We start from the raw sequence: 14226 nt of genomic DNA on the forward strand, positions 1-14226 counted from the left end.
GCAGGGATCAGCAGGTCAGTTCAGGCTCCGCCCAGTCCGCGTGGTCCGAGTCGTTCCCGTCACCCCCGTCCGTGACCACCAGCCGCACCACCTGCGCCCCGCTCACATCGGCCGAAAGCCCCTGCGCGGGCTGCGCGTTGGTGAGAACGCCGGTCGACGCGGCCTTCTTGCCGTCCGCCCAGATCTCGAAGGCGACGGTCCCCTTCGCCCCCTTCTCGTCGTCGAGCCCGACCTGCGCGGAGACCCGCTCGCAGGACCCACCCGCGTAGTACGAGACCGAGCTGTCGGCGTGTGCGCCGAGGCCCTTGGCGTATGTGACGCCGTTGATGGTGAGCGGACCGCCGTCGCCGCCCGCGCTCTCACCGTTGCTGGTGTCGCGCTCAACGGGCCCCCAGCCGTTCTCCGCCGACAGCCACGGCAGCGCGCTCAGCGCCGACTTGCCCGCGGGCGGTGCCACCACCACCTGTGCCTGGAGCGGGAGTTGACTTTGGACGCCGACCCCGGACGGAGAGCGGTAGGCCGCGGTGAGCGTGAGCTCGTACGCCCCGGGGGACGCCCCCGGGGGCGCGGTCACCGCCCAGGTCGTGCTCAGCGACCTGCCCGTGCTCAGCGCGGACGCCCGCGTCGGCGAGGTCGCCTTCACCTGCCACCCCGAGGGCCCGCGCAGCGCGGCGGACACCGAACGCGCCGGCGTCCGGCCGAGGTTGGTGACCTTCGTGGTGAGCGTCCGCGCCTTGCCCGCCTCCACGAACGGGCTGCCGTCCAGGGCGAGTTGGGCGGCGGGCGGGTTCGTCGCCCAGCCACCGTCCGCCGAGACACGCAGCAGCGTCGTACCGTGCGCGGGAACGGTCGCCGCGATGGTCCCCGCGGTGTTGTAGCTCTTGTGCTGCCACAGGTCGCGCAGCGTGTACCCGTCGGCGGCCGGGAGCCCGACGGCCTTCGCGGTCGTGCTGATGGACTGCGCGCTGCCCGTCTCGTTGAAGAGGGCGACCACGCGGCTGCCGTCCTTCATCTCCTTCGCCACGACCCAGCGCCCGCCCTCGGACGAGAGCACCTCGCCCTGCTTGCCGAGCGGGTCCTGGTCGACCGCGACGACCTCCTTGTTGCCGAGGATGTCGAAGGTCGCGGGCGTGGCTTTGCGCAGGTCGGAGCCGATGAGCAGAGGCGCGGCCATCACGGACCACATGGAGAAGTGCGTACGGTACTCGGTGTCCGTCATGCCGCCGTTGCCGACCTCGAGCATGTCCGGGTCGTTCCACTGCCCGGGACCGGCGTACCGCGCGAGCGGCAGGTTCTGCTTCATGATCGACAGCATGGAGCCCCAGCTGTCGCTGATGTCACCGGTGGTGCGCCACAGGTGCCCGACGTCGGCGGCCCACTCCCAGGGCTTGTTCTCGCCCCATTCGCAGATGCTGTACACGATCGGCCGACCGGTGGCCCGCAGGGCGTCCCGCATGGTGATGTAGCGCTTCTTGGCGTCGACGCCTTGGTTGTTGCAGTTGTCGTACTTGAGGTAGTCCACGCCCCAGTCGGCGAACTGCCGTGCGTCGCTGGTCTCGTGGCCGAGCCCGCCGGGGAAGCCCGCGCTGTTGCAGGTCTTGGTGCCCGCACTGGTGTAGATGCCGAGCTTGAGACCCTTGGAGTGGACGTAGTCGGCAACTGCCTTGATCCCGTTGGGGAACCGCTTGGGGTCCGGCACCAGCTTGCCCTCGGCGTCGCGTGCGGGCAGCGCCCAGCAGTCGTCCAGGTTGACGTACTGGTACCCGGCGTCCTTGAGGCCCTTCTCGACGAAGATGTCGGCGACGCCCTTGACCATGTCTTCGTTGAACTCGGCCCGGCAGTGGGTGGAGTTCCAGTTGTTGAAGCCCATGGGAGGGGTCCGGGCGAGATCGCCCGGAAGACGCGGGGCGCCCTCCACCGACGCAGCCGATGCGCCCGACGCAGCCGATGCGTCCGACGCGGCTGATGCGCCCGACGCGGCCGGAGCGGCGGAAGCGGATCCGGTGGCGGCCGCGGCCGGCCCGGATCCGGTGGCACAGAGCCCGGCCCCGGCAAGCGCCACCACAGCGGCCAGGGATCCGACGACTCTTCGACGTGGTGCACGGTGCGGATGCTGACGCATCATCAAAGTCCTCCGTACTCGCAGAAGTTGGGGGATTGCTGCAAGGAGGTGTCAGGGGTGCGCGCTTACGGTAGGCCGTGTTGGACTCTGTTGGAAGAGGAGCGGTAACGGTTCGGGCACCTGGCGCCAAAACCCTTGACGGTGGTGACTGTTGGGAGTGAGATCCAACCCTCGCGTTCGGTTGTGTTCGGTTGGAACCCCTGGAGGGGGACATGGCACAGTCATCGTTCGACGGTTCCGTGGCGCCGGAGGGCATGTCGGGACATCGGATGTCCCGTCGGAACCTCCTGCGGGGTACGGCGATCGGAGCCGGGGCGCTCACCCTGCCCGTCCTGCTCACGGCGTGCGGGGACGGCCCTGGAGGCAACAAGAACCAGATCTCGATGGGCTCCAACGCCTCGGACGCCGTGCCGAAGAAGGCGTTCCAGGCGGCCTTCGACGCCTACGAGAAGAAGTCCAAGAAGACCGTCAAGGTCAACACCACGGAACACAACGAGTTCCAGCAGAACATCACGCGCTATCTGCGGGGCACGCCGGACGACGTCTTCATGTGGTTCGCCGGCTATCGCATGCAGTACTTCGCGGAGAAGGGCCTGCTGACCGACGTCAGCGACGTATGGCAGGGCTTCAGCGGATTCTCCGACGCCCTCAAGGACCAGTCCACGCACGACGGCAAGCAGTACTTCGTGCCGTACTACTACTATCCGTGGGCCGTCTTCCACCGGAAGAGCCTCTTCGACCAGCACGGCTATGAACAGGCCAAGAACTGGGACGAGTTCATCGCGCTCGCCAAGAAGATGAGCAAGGACGGCATTCCGGTCGCGTTCTGCGACAAGGACGGCTGGCCCGCCATGGGCACTTTCGACTACATCAACATGCGGCTGAACGGCTATGACTTCCACAAGTCCCTGATGGCGGGCAAGGAGGCGTGGACCGACAACAAGGTCAAGAAGGTCTTCGACCTGTGGCGCGAGCTCATGTCGTACTACCAGAAGGGCGCGCTCGGCCGGACCTGGGAGGAGGCCGGGCAGGGCCTGCAGAAGCGCCGCACGGGCATGGCCGTCTTCGGGATGCCGCACCCGGGCCAGCAGTTCCCCGAGAACGAGCGCGACGACATCGACTTCTTCGCCTTCCCCGAGATCGACCCGGAATTCGGCCAGGACGCGGTGGAGGCCCCCATCGACGGCTTCCTCGTCGCGAAGAAGTCCAAGAACGTCGATGGTGCCAAGGACCTCCTGAAGTGGCTCGGCACTCCCGGGGCCGAGGAGATCTACCTCGCCGGTGACCCCAACAACGTGGCGGTCAACGAAGGCGCCGACACGGCCAAGTACACGCCCCTGCAGAAGAAGTCGGCGGAACTGGTCGGCAAGGCGAAGCAGATATCCCAGTTCCTGGACCGCGACACCCGCCCCGACTTCGCGCAGACCGTCATGATCAAGGCGCTGCAGGACTTCATCGGCAACCCGAAGGACGTCGACGGCCTCGTGAACAGCATCGAGCGCCAGAAGAAGGACATCTTCTCGCAGGCCGTCAGCTGACGGTGGGGGACTGGATTTCCGTGCAGAACTCCACACAGAACTCCCCGCAGGGCTCAGCGCCGGACACGGCACCGAACTCAGCGCTGAACTCCGCGCCGGACACGGCGCCTTCGAAGCGCGCAGGGCGGCGCGGCCCCCGTGGCCCGCGCCGCTTCACGCCCCGCGACCGCCTCGTGCTCGCCCTCCTCCTGGGCGTCCCGGTCCTCCTGGACCTCGTCATCGTCTGGGGCCCCACGCTGGCCTCGGTCGGCCTGTCCTTCACGTCCTGGGACGGCATCGGCGACATCCAGTGGGTGGGCGCCAAGAACTACGAGAGCCTCGTCGACAACTACCCCGCCTTCTGGCCGGCCGTCCGCCACAACCTCCTCTGGGTCGGCTTCCTCGGCCTGGTGGCGACGCCGTTCGGCATCCTCCTCGCCGTACTGATCGACAGGGGCGTGCGCTTCAGCCGCTTCTACCAGTCGGTCCTGTACATGCCCGTGGTGCTCTCGCTCGCCGTCGTCGGCTTCATGGCGCAGCTGATCCTCGGCACCGACCAGGGCGTCGTCAACACGATCCTGAACAACCACGAGGACCCGATCGACTGGCTCGGCGACTCCGACCTCAACATCTGGATGATGATGCTGGCCGCGAGCTGGCGGCACACCGGCTACGTGATGATCCTCTACCTGGCCGGACTCAAGGCCGTCGACCCGGCCCTGAAGGAAGCGGCGGCCATCGACGGCGCGAGCGCCCGTCAGACCTTCTTCCGCGTCGTCTTCCCCACGCTCCGCCCCGTCAACGTCATCGTCGGCGTGATCACGGTGATCGAGGCGCTGCGCGCGTTCGACATCGTGTACGCGGTGAACAAGGGCCGCAACGGCCTGGAACTGCTCTCCGTCCTGATCACCGACAACATCATCGGCGAGGCGAGCCGCATCGGCTTCGGCTCGGCCATCGCGGTCGTGCTGCTCGTCTTCTCGCTGGGCTTCATCGTCACGTTCCTGGTCCAAGAGCTGCGAGGTGCGCGCGACCGATGACCGCATCCGACGTCGGCACGACAACTCCCGTGCGCGGGGCGGGACCTCGCGCCCCCGAACACTCCGGGCCCCCGCGCCGCAGGGGCCGCTACGGCACGCACCTCTTCCTGACGGCCGTCTCGCTGGCCTTCCTGGCCCCGCTCCTCCTCGCGGTCTACGCGAGCCTGCGCCCGTACGAGGAGACGGCGAAGAACGGCTACTTCTCCTGGCCGAAGCACCTCTCGTTCGACTACTACCTCACGGCCTACACCGATTCGGGGATGGGCAAGTACTTCACGAACACGCTCCTGATCGCGATCCCCGCGGTGGTCCTGACCCTGTTCCTGGCCTCGTTCGTCGCCTTCGTGGTCTCCCGGCTTCGCCTGCGTGGCGGCCTGTGGCTCCTGATGCTGTTCACGGCGGGCAACCTGCTGCCTCCCCAGGTGATCGTCACCCCCCTGTACGCCCTGTTCCTCAAGATCCCCCTGCCCTGGTGGATGTCGGACTCCCTGACGCTCTACGACTCGCTGTGGGCGCTGATCCTGGTCAACGTCGGCTTCCAGATCGGCTTCTGCGTCTTCGTCCTCGCCAACTTCATGCGGACCCTGCCGCAGGAGATCCTGGAAGCGGCGGTCGTCGACGGCGCGGGCGTGTGGACCCAGTTCTGGCGCATCACGCTGCCGCTGTGCCGCCCCGCCCTCGCGGCCCTCGCGACGCTCGAATTCACCTGGATCTACAACGACTTCCTCTGGGCGCTCATCTTCATCTCCAACCCCGACAAACTCCCCATCACCTCGTCCCTCAACAACCTCAGGGGCCAGTTTTTTACTGACTACAACCTGCTGGCAGCGGGCTCGGTCCTGGTGGCGCTGCCCACGGTGCTGGTCTTCCTGCTGCTGCAGCGGCACTTCATTGCTGGGCTGACGTTGGGGTCGAGCAAGGGGTAGCCCCGAGCTGGCGCAGCGCGGCGTCCAGCGTCGGCGTCGGAGACAGGGTCGGGAGGAGCCGGGTGACGCGGAGCATGCGCAGGGTCATGGGGCGGACGCAGACGACGCAGAGGCGGCCGCCCCGCTCGGTGACTCTGCGGTGGGCCCGCACGAGCAGGGAGACGCCGGAGCAGTCGAAGAAGGTGGTGGGCCGCAGGTCGAGGACGACGGTCGCGTCGTGCCGACCGGTGACGGTGTCGAGGACGGGCAGGACCCGCAGCCGTGCGGCGACGTCGATCTCGCCCCGGAACTCCACCACGACGGCGCCCTTGGCCTCGTGGATCTCCGCGGAGCCGATGGCGCCGTCGGGTCCGTCCGACCCGTCGTACGCGAAGCGGCTCTGTTCGCTCTGTGGCACGAATCCCCCCAGTGGCGGGCCGAGTTGACTCCGTGTGGAGCCGGCACGTCACGGTCATCGAATGAGGTGGCCGCCGGGGGCTGGGGCGTGTGGTGGCTCACCGTATCGAGGGCCGGGCAAGCCTGGCGTGCGGGAACGATTCATGCAGCCTCGCTATCGCTCGATGGAGTGAAGTCTCCGAGAAGCACTTGACAGGTAATGGCTCACTCGGACGGCCCCGGCCGGTTGTGTGGGGCGGGGGGCTGGTGATGGCCTGGGGGTCCCTCCCGGAACTCCGGGCTCACCGGTTCACCGACTCACTGGCTCACGCTCACTGGAGGAAGGCGCCGTGACTGGACCCCGCGACACCGACGGCACGGACGGCGCCGCTTCGGAGACGTACGCCTTCACCTGTGGTGACTGTGGCACCACCTGGAAGAAGACCTTCCAGGTCAGGCTCATCAGGGACGCCGACGGCGTGGAGGCCCTCGCGTACGCCGACGAGGACGGCACGCCCGTACGGTCACCGCTGGCCACCGGAGTCTGCCCGTACTGCGGGAGCCACGCCGTCCACGCGATGTCCCCCGAACTGGCCGCCCGCGCAAAGGCCGCCGAACACACGCCCCCCACCCGGCACGGACTCCACCTGCCCCGGCTGCACCACCGGGCGGACGAGACGGAGCCGGGCGGCAGTTGAGGCCGCGGGCGCGAGGGGGCGGGGCGACGGCGCCGGGACACCTCGCCACCAGGCAGGACACCCCCCGCCCCGGTCCCTTGGTTTCCGTGGCACGCTGAAGCGGGCAAGCCTCAGGGGGCCAACAGAAGAGGGGGAACCGTGATCGTTTGGGTCAATGGCGCGTTCAGTGCGGGCAAGACCAGCGCCGCACAGGAGCTGATCGAGCTGATCCCGAACAGCACACTCTTCGACCCCGAGGTCATCGGTGGCGGACTGCCGTACCTGCTGCCGCCCAAGTGCCTCGCCGAGGTGAGCGACTATCAGGATCTGGCGATCTGGCGGCGGCTCGTCGTGGACACTGCCGCCGCGCTGCTCGCCGAGGTCGGAGGCGTCCTCGTGGTGCCGATGACGCTGCTCAGGCAGGAGTACCGGGACGAGATCTTCGGGGGCCTGGCCTCTCGGCGGATCCGGGTGCGGCACATCCTGCTCGACGTGGACGAAACGATCCTGCGGGAGCGAATAGCCGGCCGCGAGGAGCGCATACCCGGGCTGGACGCCACGGGTGGGTCGGGCGACGGGGACGTGGGGGTGCGGCAGTGGTCGTACGACCACATCGAGCCGTACCGGGAGGCGGTGCGGGGGTGGCTGGGGGGCGACGCCCACCGGATCGACGTCAGCTCCCTCACTCCGTACGAGATCGCCGAGCGCGTCGCCGACGCGGTGCGCAGCGGGGCCGCGCCGGTGTGCGACATCGTGCAGACGCCGGAGCCCACCGGCGAGACGCTCGCCGCCGGGGTGCTCCTGTTCGACGACGAGGACCGGTTTCTGCTCGTCGATCCGACCTACAAGGCGGGGTGGGAGTTTCCCGGTGGTGTCGTCGAGCCGGGGGAGGCGCCCGCGCGCGCGGGGATGCGGGAGGTCGCCGAGGAGACCGGGATCCAACTCGTCGACGTGCCACGGCTCCTGGTGACCGACTGGGAGCCGCCCGTGCCGCCGGGGTACGGCGGGATGCGGTTCCTCTTCGACGGCGGGCGGCTCGACGGGCGGGAGGCCGAGCGGGTGCTGCTGCCAGGGCCCGAGCTGCGCGGCTGGCGGTTCGTGACCGAGCAGGAGGCGGCGCTGCTGCTGCCGCCGGTGCGGTACGAGCGGCTGCGGTGGGCGCTGCGGGCGCGGGAGCGCGGGGCCGCGCTGTATTTGGAGGCCGGTGTTCCGGTGGGCTGAGGGGGCCCTGTCCACGGGTGGGACATGGGACGGGAGCCGACGGCGCGGGCATTCGGCCGAGATGGGTGTTCCCCTCGGCGGACTTTGCCGACCAGCAGCCGTTCTGAGGCGGAATTGACGGCGGAACGTCACCTTTCTGGAATGACGCGGGAGCTTACGCGGAACCGGGACAGTCCTACGGTGACAGGCGCAGCTCACCTCTAGCGGCTTCGGCCGCTCCACAGGGCCGGGTGGTCACCGCCCGGCGGAACGGAGGGACATGCGCGCGCAGACTTCCGCCCTCGCCAGGGGATTCACCCTTGCCGCCGGGCTCACGCTCGTCCTCGCGGCCTGCGGTGGCGGCGGGGACGACGACGGGGAGAAGTCCTCCGCGGGGCTCTCGGCCTGCTCGCAGGAGGGCAAGGCGAACACCTGCAACTCCGCCGAGACCAAGGCGGGCGGCTCCTTCACGTACACGATGGAGAAGAACATCCAGCAGTGGAACGTGCAGGACACGAACGGGAACACCTTCGAGAACGGCGAGGCCCTCGGGGTCGTCCTGCCCTCCGTGTTCGTGCCGCAGCCGGACTTCACGGTGAAGCTCAACTCCGATCTCGTCACCTCGGCCACCCAGACGAGCACGAGCCCGCAGACCTTCGTCTACAAGATCAACCCGAAGGCGAAGTGGAACGACGGGACCGCGATCTCCGCCGAGGACTTCATCTACTACTGGCGCACCAACAACGGCAAGGACTGCCCGCCGCCGCCCAAGAGCGACGAGAGCCAGACCAAGGGGTGTCTGCCGCAGTCCACCGCCGGCTACGACCGCATCAAGTCGGTCAAGGGCTCCGACGGGGGCAAGACCGTCACCGTGGTGATGGCCAAGTCCTACTCGGACTGGAAGCAGCTGTTCGGTGCGGGCTATCCGCTGTACCCGGCGCACATCGCCATGAAGGTCGGCGGCGGGAAGAGCGCCGCCACCATGACGGGTGCTCAGATGACCAAGTCCTGGCGGTACTTCGGCAAGACGCCGCCCACCGAGTACGCCACCGCGGGCCCGTACCTCATGAAGGAGTGGAAGGACAACGACCACGCCACCTTCATGCCCGACCCCAAGTGGTGGGGCGCGCGCAAGCCGGTCCTGGAGCGGCTGATCTTCAAGGTCATCACGGACGCCACCCAGGAGCCGATCGCCCTGCGCAACAACGAGGTGCAGGGGATCTATCCGCAGCCCGAGGTCGACCTGGTCAAGCAGATCAAGGACATCCCGAACGTCACGTACACCATCAGCAACGGCCTGAACTGGGAGCACTTCGACCTGAATCTGCACGACCCGGTGATCGGGAAGTACAAGGAGCTGCGGCTCGCGATGTTCACGGCCATCAGCGTCAAGGACATCATGGCCAAGACGGTCGGCCAGTTCGACCCGAAGGTGAAGCAGCTCGGCAGCCACATGCTGGTGCCCGGACAGGCCGGATACCAGGACGTCGTGACCGCCACCGGGCAGGGCTCGGGCAATCTCGACAAGGCGAAGAAGTATCTGACCGACGCCAAGTTCACCGGGGTCGGGTCGGCGCTGAAGACGCCCGACGGGAAGGGTGTCGGGCCCTTCAACTGCCGTTACACGACGGGCAATCAGGTGCGGCAGAGCGAGTGCCAGATCCTGCAGAGCTCCCTCGCCCAACTCGGCATCAAGATCAACATCAAGCCCATCGGGGCCGCTGATCTCGGCACGGTGCTCGCCGGGCACCAGTACGACATCATCGTCTTCGCGTGGGTGGCCTCGCCCTTCCCCGGCAGCAACGCCCAGCAGGCGTGGATGACCGGAGGCGGCGGCAACTACGGCGGCTACAGCAACAAGAAGGTGGACTCCCTCATCAGCCAGGCCATCGAGGCGACGGACTCCGCGAAGGCGGCCCAGCTCCTCAACCAGGCCGACGCGGTGATGGTCAAGGACGCCTACGTGCTGCCGCTCTACCAGAAGCCGACCTTCCTCGCCGTGCAGAACCGGTACGTGAACATGCGGGACAACGCCACCAATGTGGGCCCGCCGTACAACACGGCCGAGTGGGGTCTGAAGAAGTAGCCGCGGGTCGCAGAGGCCCAACTGCATGGCCCGGCCCCGGGGTTGACCCGGGGCCGGTGCCTCACCAGTCGTCCCGTACGCCCGGGGGAACGCCCGTGCTCGCCTACACCCTGCGCCGCATCCTCGTCTCCGTCCCCGTCCTCATCGCCTCCACCCTGATCGTCTTCCTCATCGTCATCAACGCGGGCGACCCCGTCGCCAACTTCGCCACGTCCCGGCAGCCCCCGCCCAGCAAGGCCGCCGTCGACGCCTTCGCCCACCACATCCACGCCGACCAGCCCGCCGCCGAGCGCTACTGGAACTGGATCACCGGCGTGCTGCACGGCGACTTCGGGCCGTCCGTGGAGCCCAACCTCGACATCGGGCACGACCTGTTCACCCGGTTCCGGGTCACCCTGGTCCTGGTGGTCACCGCCATGGCGATCGCCCTGATCCTCGCCGTGGCCTTCGGGGTGTACAGCGCGCTGCGCCAGTACTCCGTGTCCGACTACGCCATCACCTTCATCGGCTTCCTCTTCCTGGCCATGCCGGTGTTCTGGTTCGCCGTCCTCCTCAAGCAGGGCGGCGTCTGGTTCAACGACGTGACCGGCAGCAGCTTCCTCGGCACCATCGGCGAGAAGTCCGCCTACCTCGAGAACGACACGGCCTGGAACCGGTTCACCGACCGCGTCGGCCATCTCGTGCTGCCCGTGATCACGCTCGCCCTGGTCTCCTTCGCGTCGTGGACCCGCTACACCCGCGCCTCCATGCTGGAGGTCCTCGGCAGCGACTACGTGCGCCTGGCCCGCGCCAAGGGGATCCGGCGCGGCAAGGTCATGACGCGGCACGCCCTGCGCACCGCGCTCATCCCGCTCACCACCGTCGCCGCCCTCGACATCGCGAGCCTGCTCGGCGGCGTCGTCATCACCGAGACGATCTTCCAGTGGCACGGCATGGGCGAGATGCTCGTCCAGTCGGCCTTCAAGGTCGACGTCTACCGCACCATGGCGTGGCTGCTGCTCTCCGCGGTCATCGTCATCGTCTTCAACCTCTTCGCCGACCTCCTCTACGCCGTCCTGGACCCGAGGATCCGCTATGACTGACACCGAGGCACCCAGGGCGGTCGGAGGCGAAAGCCCGCGCTCCGACGGGGAGTTCACCGTCAAGGAGCGCACCCAGAGCCAGCTGATCCTGCGCCGCTTCCTGCGCCACCGCGCGGCCATGGCGAGCCTCGTGGTGCTGCTCCTCATCGTCGTCTGGGCGTTCGTCGGGCCGCACCTGTGGCACTACTCGTACGGGACGTACACCCCCGACAACTCCCAACCCCCGTCCGCGGACCACCCGTTCGGCACGAACTCCTCGGGCTACGACTCGTACGCCCAGGTGATGCGCGGCACCCAGACCTCGCTCAAGATCGCCGTCATGATCGCGCTGGGCTCGACGCTGATCGGCTCCGTCTGGGGTGCCGTCGCCGGGTTCTACCGGGGGCCCGTGGACGCCGTCATGATGCGGATCGCCGACCTCGTCCTGACGCTGCCGCTGCTCGCCATCGCCCTCGTCATCTCCGGGCGCACCGGCGGGGCCTGGTACTGGATCGCCGTCGTCATCGCCGGACTCACCTGGGCGTACGTCTCGCGCGTGGTGCGCTCCACCGTGCTGTCCCTGCGCGAGAAGGAGTTCATCGAGGCGGCCCGGGCGCTCGGCTCGTCCGACACCCGCATCATCTTCCGCCATCTGCTGCCCAATTCACTGGGCCCGATCATCGTGAACGCCACCATCCTGGTCGCCACCGGCATCCTCACCGAGACCGCCCTGTCGTTCCTGAGCTTCGGCGTGCAGCCGCCCGACACCTCGCTCGGACTGCTCGTGGCGCAGGCGCAGACCGCCGTCGACACCCGGCCGTGGCTCTTCTACATCCCCGGCTTCTTCATCATCGCGATCGCGCTGACCATCAACTTCATCGGGGACGGGCTGCGCGACGCCTTCGACCCACGCCAGCAGAGGGTGCGCCAGTGATGAACACGAGCAGCAGCGAGGGCGTGCGGGCCGCCCGGCCGACCGAGGAGACGGTGCTCGAAGTCGAGGACCTGCACGTGGAGTTCAGCACGGAGGACGGCGTCGTACGGGCGGTGCGCGGGGTCGGCTACCGGCTGGAGCGGGGCGACTCGCTCGGCATCGTGGGGGAGTCGGGCTCGGGCAAGTCGGTGACGGCGCTCGCGGTGATGGGGCTGCTCGCGCCGACCGCGCGGGTACGGGGATCCGTGCGGTTCGAGGGCGCGGAGCTGCTCGGGCTCTCCGACGCCGGGCTCTCGGACGTGCGCGGCAGCGGCATCGCGATGATCTTCCAGGACCCGATGACGTCCCTCAACCCCGTCTACACGGTGGGCTTCCAGATCTCCGAGACCCTCCTGAGACACCACCCGGGCCTCACCCGCAAGGCCGCCCGCGAGCGCTCCGTCGACCTCCTCGACACCGTCGGCATCCCGCACGCCGCCCGGCGCGTCGACAACTACCCGCACGAACTCTCGGGCGGGATGCGGCAGCGCGTCGTCATCGCCATCGCCATGGCCAACGACCCGGCCGTGATCATCGCCGACGAGCCGACCACCGCGCTCGACGTCACCGTGCAGGCGCAGATCCTCGACGCCCTGGAGACCGCCCGCGCCGAGACCGGCGCCGCCCTCGTCCTCATCACCCACGACCTGGGCGTCGTCGCCGGGCACGCCGACCGCGTCGCCGTCATGTACGCGGGCCGCATTGTGGAGCACGGCTCGGTCGAGGACCTCTTCTACACCCCGCGCATGCCCTACACCCTCGGCCTGCTCGGCTCGCTGCCCCGCATGGACCGCGAGGAGGAGCGCCTCACGCCCATCACCGGCGCCCCGCCCTCGCTGCTCAACCTGCCGTCCGGCTGCCCCTTCGCCCCGCGCTGCCCCATGCGGCAGGACGTCTGCGACCGCGACGAGCCACCGCTGCGGGAGACCGAACGGCGCGGCCACCGCTCCGCCTGCCACTTCTCCGAGCAGCTCGTCGACACGGGCGCGGAGGAGGTCTTCGAGGCGACGGGCGCGGACACGGAGGCGCTGGCCAGGCTCACCGGCACGGAGCCCGGCGCCGGGCCGGCGGACGCCGCGCCCGCCGAGAAGGACGCCGTGCCCACCGAAGCGGACGCCGTGCCCACCGAAGCGGATGTGTCCACCGACGAAGGAGAGGAAGGAGGCGACCGCGCATGAGCGGCACCACCACGCGGCCCGGCAAGCCGCTCCCGCCCCTGCGCGACCAGGGCGGCAGCGGCGAACCGGTCCTCCAGGTCCGCGACCTCGTCAAGCACTTCCCGGTCAGGTCGCGCGGGCTCCTGCGCCGCCGCATCGGCGACGTGCACGCCGTCTGCGGGGTCTCCTTCGACCTGTACGAGAACGAGACCCTGGGCCTCGTGGGCGAGTCGGGCTCCGGCAAGACCACCACGGCGCGCACCCTGCTCAACCTGGAGCGGGCCACGGCGGGCCAGGTCCGCTACCAGGGCCGTGAGCTCACCGAGTTGAGCCGACGTCAGATGCGGCCGCTGCGGCGGGAGTTGCAGATCGTGTTCCAGGACCCGTACGCCTCGCTCGACCCGCGCATCGCCGTCCACGAGATCGTGGCGGAGCCGCTGCGCATCCACGACCGGTACGGGCCCGGTGCCCGCGCCGAGGTGCGGGAGCTGCTCCGGCTCGTCGGCCTCAACCCCGAGCACGGCAACCGCTTCGCGCACGAGTTCTCCGGCGGACAGCGCCAACGCGTGGGCATCGCACGGGCGTTGGCGCTGCGGCCCCGCGTCATCGTCCTCGACGAACCGGTGTCCGCCCTCGACGTGTCCATCCAGGCCGGCGTCCTCAACCTCCTGATGGACCTGCAGAGCGAACTCGGCCTGTCGTTCCTCTTCGTGGCCCACGACCTGTCGGTGATGCGGCACGTCGCACACCGCATCGCCGTCATGTACCTGGGCCGCATCGTGGAGATCGCCCCGACCCGGCAGCTCTTCGCCCGCCCCGCCCACCCCTACACCCAGGCCCTCATCTCGGCCATCCCGCTGCCCGATCCGCGCAAGGAGCGGGCCCGGCGCCGCATCACCGTGCAGGGCGACGTGCCGAGCCCGATCCGCCCGCCGAGCGGCTGCCGCTTCCGCACCCGCTGCCCCAAGTACGCGAACGAGCTGACCGAGAGCGAGCGCACGGCCTGCGTGGAGTCGGTGCCCGAACTGGTGGAGCGGGGCGGCGGGGCGCCGGTGGCGTGCCACTACGCGGAGGCGGTGGAGCTCCTGTAGG

Annotated in this window: 12 protein-coding genes; 10 read left to right on the plus strand and 2 right to left on the minus strand. The window is 69.0% G+C overall.

Translation table 11 applies throughout. The features are described 5' to 3' along the window. Nucleotides 1-7: 7 nt before the first annotated feature. Nucleotides 8-2122 (minus strand): NPCBM/NEW2 domain-containing protein, encoded by a 2115-nt coding sequence (locus tag ACQB60_RS43630; RefSeq protein WP_496931699.1) that lies wholly within the window; start codon nucleotides 2120-2122, stop codon nucleotides 8-10. 269 nt (nucleotides 2123-2391) lie between these two features. Between ACQB60_RS43630 and ACQB60_RS43635 the strand changes: the two genes are divergently transcribed. From ACQB60_RS43635 to ACQB60_RS43645, 3 genes are all read left to right on the plus strand, one after another. Beyond that, nucleotides 2392-3660 carry an ABC transporter substrate-binding protein gene (locus tag ACQB60_RS43635; protein WP_496931700.1) on the plus strand — a complete coding sequence of 423 codons (1269 nt, stop codon included), beginning with the start codon at nucleotides 2392-2394 and terminating at the stop codon, nucleotides 3658-3660. An 83-nt stretch (nucleotides 3661-3743) separates the two neighbouring features. Then, nucleotides 3744-4679, plus strand: a complete 936-nt coding sequence (locus ACQB60_RS43640; protein WP_496931701.1) for a carbohydrate ABC transporter permease — start codon at nucleotides 3744-3746, stop codon at nucleotides 4677-4679. Further along, nucleotides 4676-5605, plus strand: a complete 930-nt coding sequence (locus ACQB60_RS43645) for a carbohydrate ABC transporter permease (RefSeq protein WP_496931657.1) — start codon at nucleotides 4676-4678, stop codon at nucleotides 5603-5605. Before ACQB60_RS43640 ends, ACQB60_RS43645 begins: the two co-directional genes overlap by 4 nt. On the opposite strand, the gene ACQB60_RS43650 is transcribed toward ACQB60_RS43645, so the two are convergent. Then, nucleotides 5568-6002, minus strand: coding sequence for an STAS domain-containing protein (locus tag ACQB60_RS43650; protein WP_496931658.1), 435 nt, complete (start codon nucleotides 6000-6002; stop codon nucleotides 5568-5570). The genes ACQB60_RS43645 and ACQB60_RS43650 overlap by 38 nt on opposite strands. Nucleotides 6003-6330: 328 nt before the next feature. Between ACQB60_RS43650 and ACQB60_RS43655 the strand changes: the two genes are divergently transcribed. The 7 genes from ACQB60_RS43655 (at nucleotide 6331) to ACQB60_RS43685 (ending at nucleotide 14225) form a co-directional block, all read left to right on the plus strand. Further along, complete coding sequence (locus ACQB60_RS43655; RefSeq protein ID WP_496931659.1) at nucleotides 6331-6678, plus strand: hypothetical protein; 348 nt, start codon at nucleotides 6331-6333, stop codon at nucleotides 6676-6678. Between the two features lie 138 nt (nucleotides 6679-6816). After that, nucleotides 6817-7878 (plus strand): NUDIX hydrolase, encoded by a 1062-nt coding sequence (locus ACQB60_RS43660; protein WP_496931660.1) that lies wholly within the window; start codon nucleotides 6817-6819, stop codon nucleotides 7876-7878. A 259-nt stretch (nucleotides 7879-8137) separates the two neighbouring features. After that, the gene (locus ACQB60_RS43665) at nucleotides 8138-9943 is read left to right on the plus strand and encodes an ABC transporter family substrate-binding protein (protein WP_496931661.1); all 1806 of its coding nucleotides are present in this window, start codon (nucleotides 8138-8140) and stop codon (nucleotides 9941-9943) included. Between the two features lie 95 nt (nucleotides 9944-10038). Further along, nucleotides 10039-11025, plus strand: coding sequence for an ABC transporter permease (locus ACQB60_RS43670; RefSeq protein WP_496931662.1), 987 nt, complete (start codon nucleotides 10039-10041; stop codon nucleotides 11023-11025). Then, nucleotides 11018-11938 carry an ABC transporter permease gene (locus tag ACQB60_RS43675; protein ID WP_496931663.1) on the plus strand — a complete coding sequence of 307 codons (921 nt, stop codon included), beginning with the start codon at nucleotides 11018-11020 and terminating at the stop codon, nucleotides 11936-11938. The genes ACQB60_RS43670 and ACQB60_RS43675 overlap by 8 nt, the downstream gene beginning before the upstream one ends. Further along, nucleotides 11938-13155 (plus strand): ABC transporter ATP-binding protein, encoded by a 1218-nt coding sequence (locus ACQB60_RS43680; RefSeq protein WP_496931664.1) that lies wholly within the window; start codon nucleotides 11938-11940, stop codon nucleotides 13153-13155. Before ACQB60_RS43675 ends, ACQB60_RS43680 begins: the two co-directional genes overlap by 1 nt. Then, complete coding sequence (locus ACQB60_RS43685; RefSeq protein ID WP_496931665.1) at nucleotides 13152-14225, plus strand: ABC transporter ATP-binding protein; 1074 nt, start codon at nucleotides 13152-13154, stop codon at nucleotides 14223-14225. Before ACQB60_RS43680 ends, ACQB60_RS43685 begins: the two co-directional genes overlap by 4 nt. Nucleotide 14226: the final 1 nt, after the last annotated feature.

It is taken from the genome of Streptomyces odontotermitis (assembly GCF_050510915.1).
Lineage (GTDB): Bacteria > Actinomycetota > Actinomycetes > Streptomycetales > Streptomycetaceae > Streptomyces.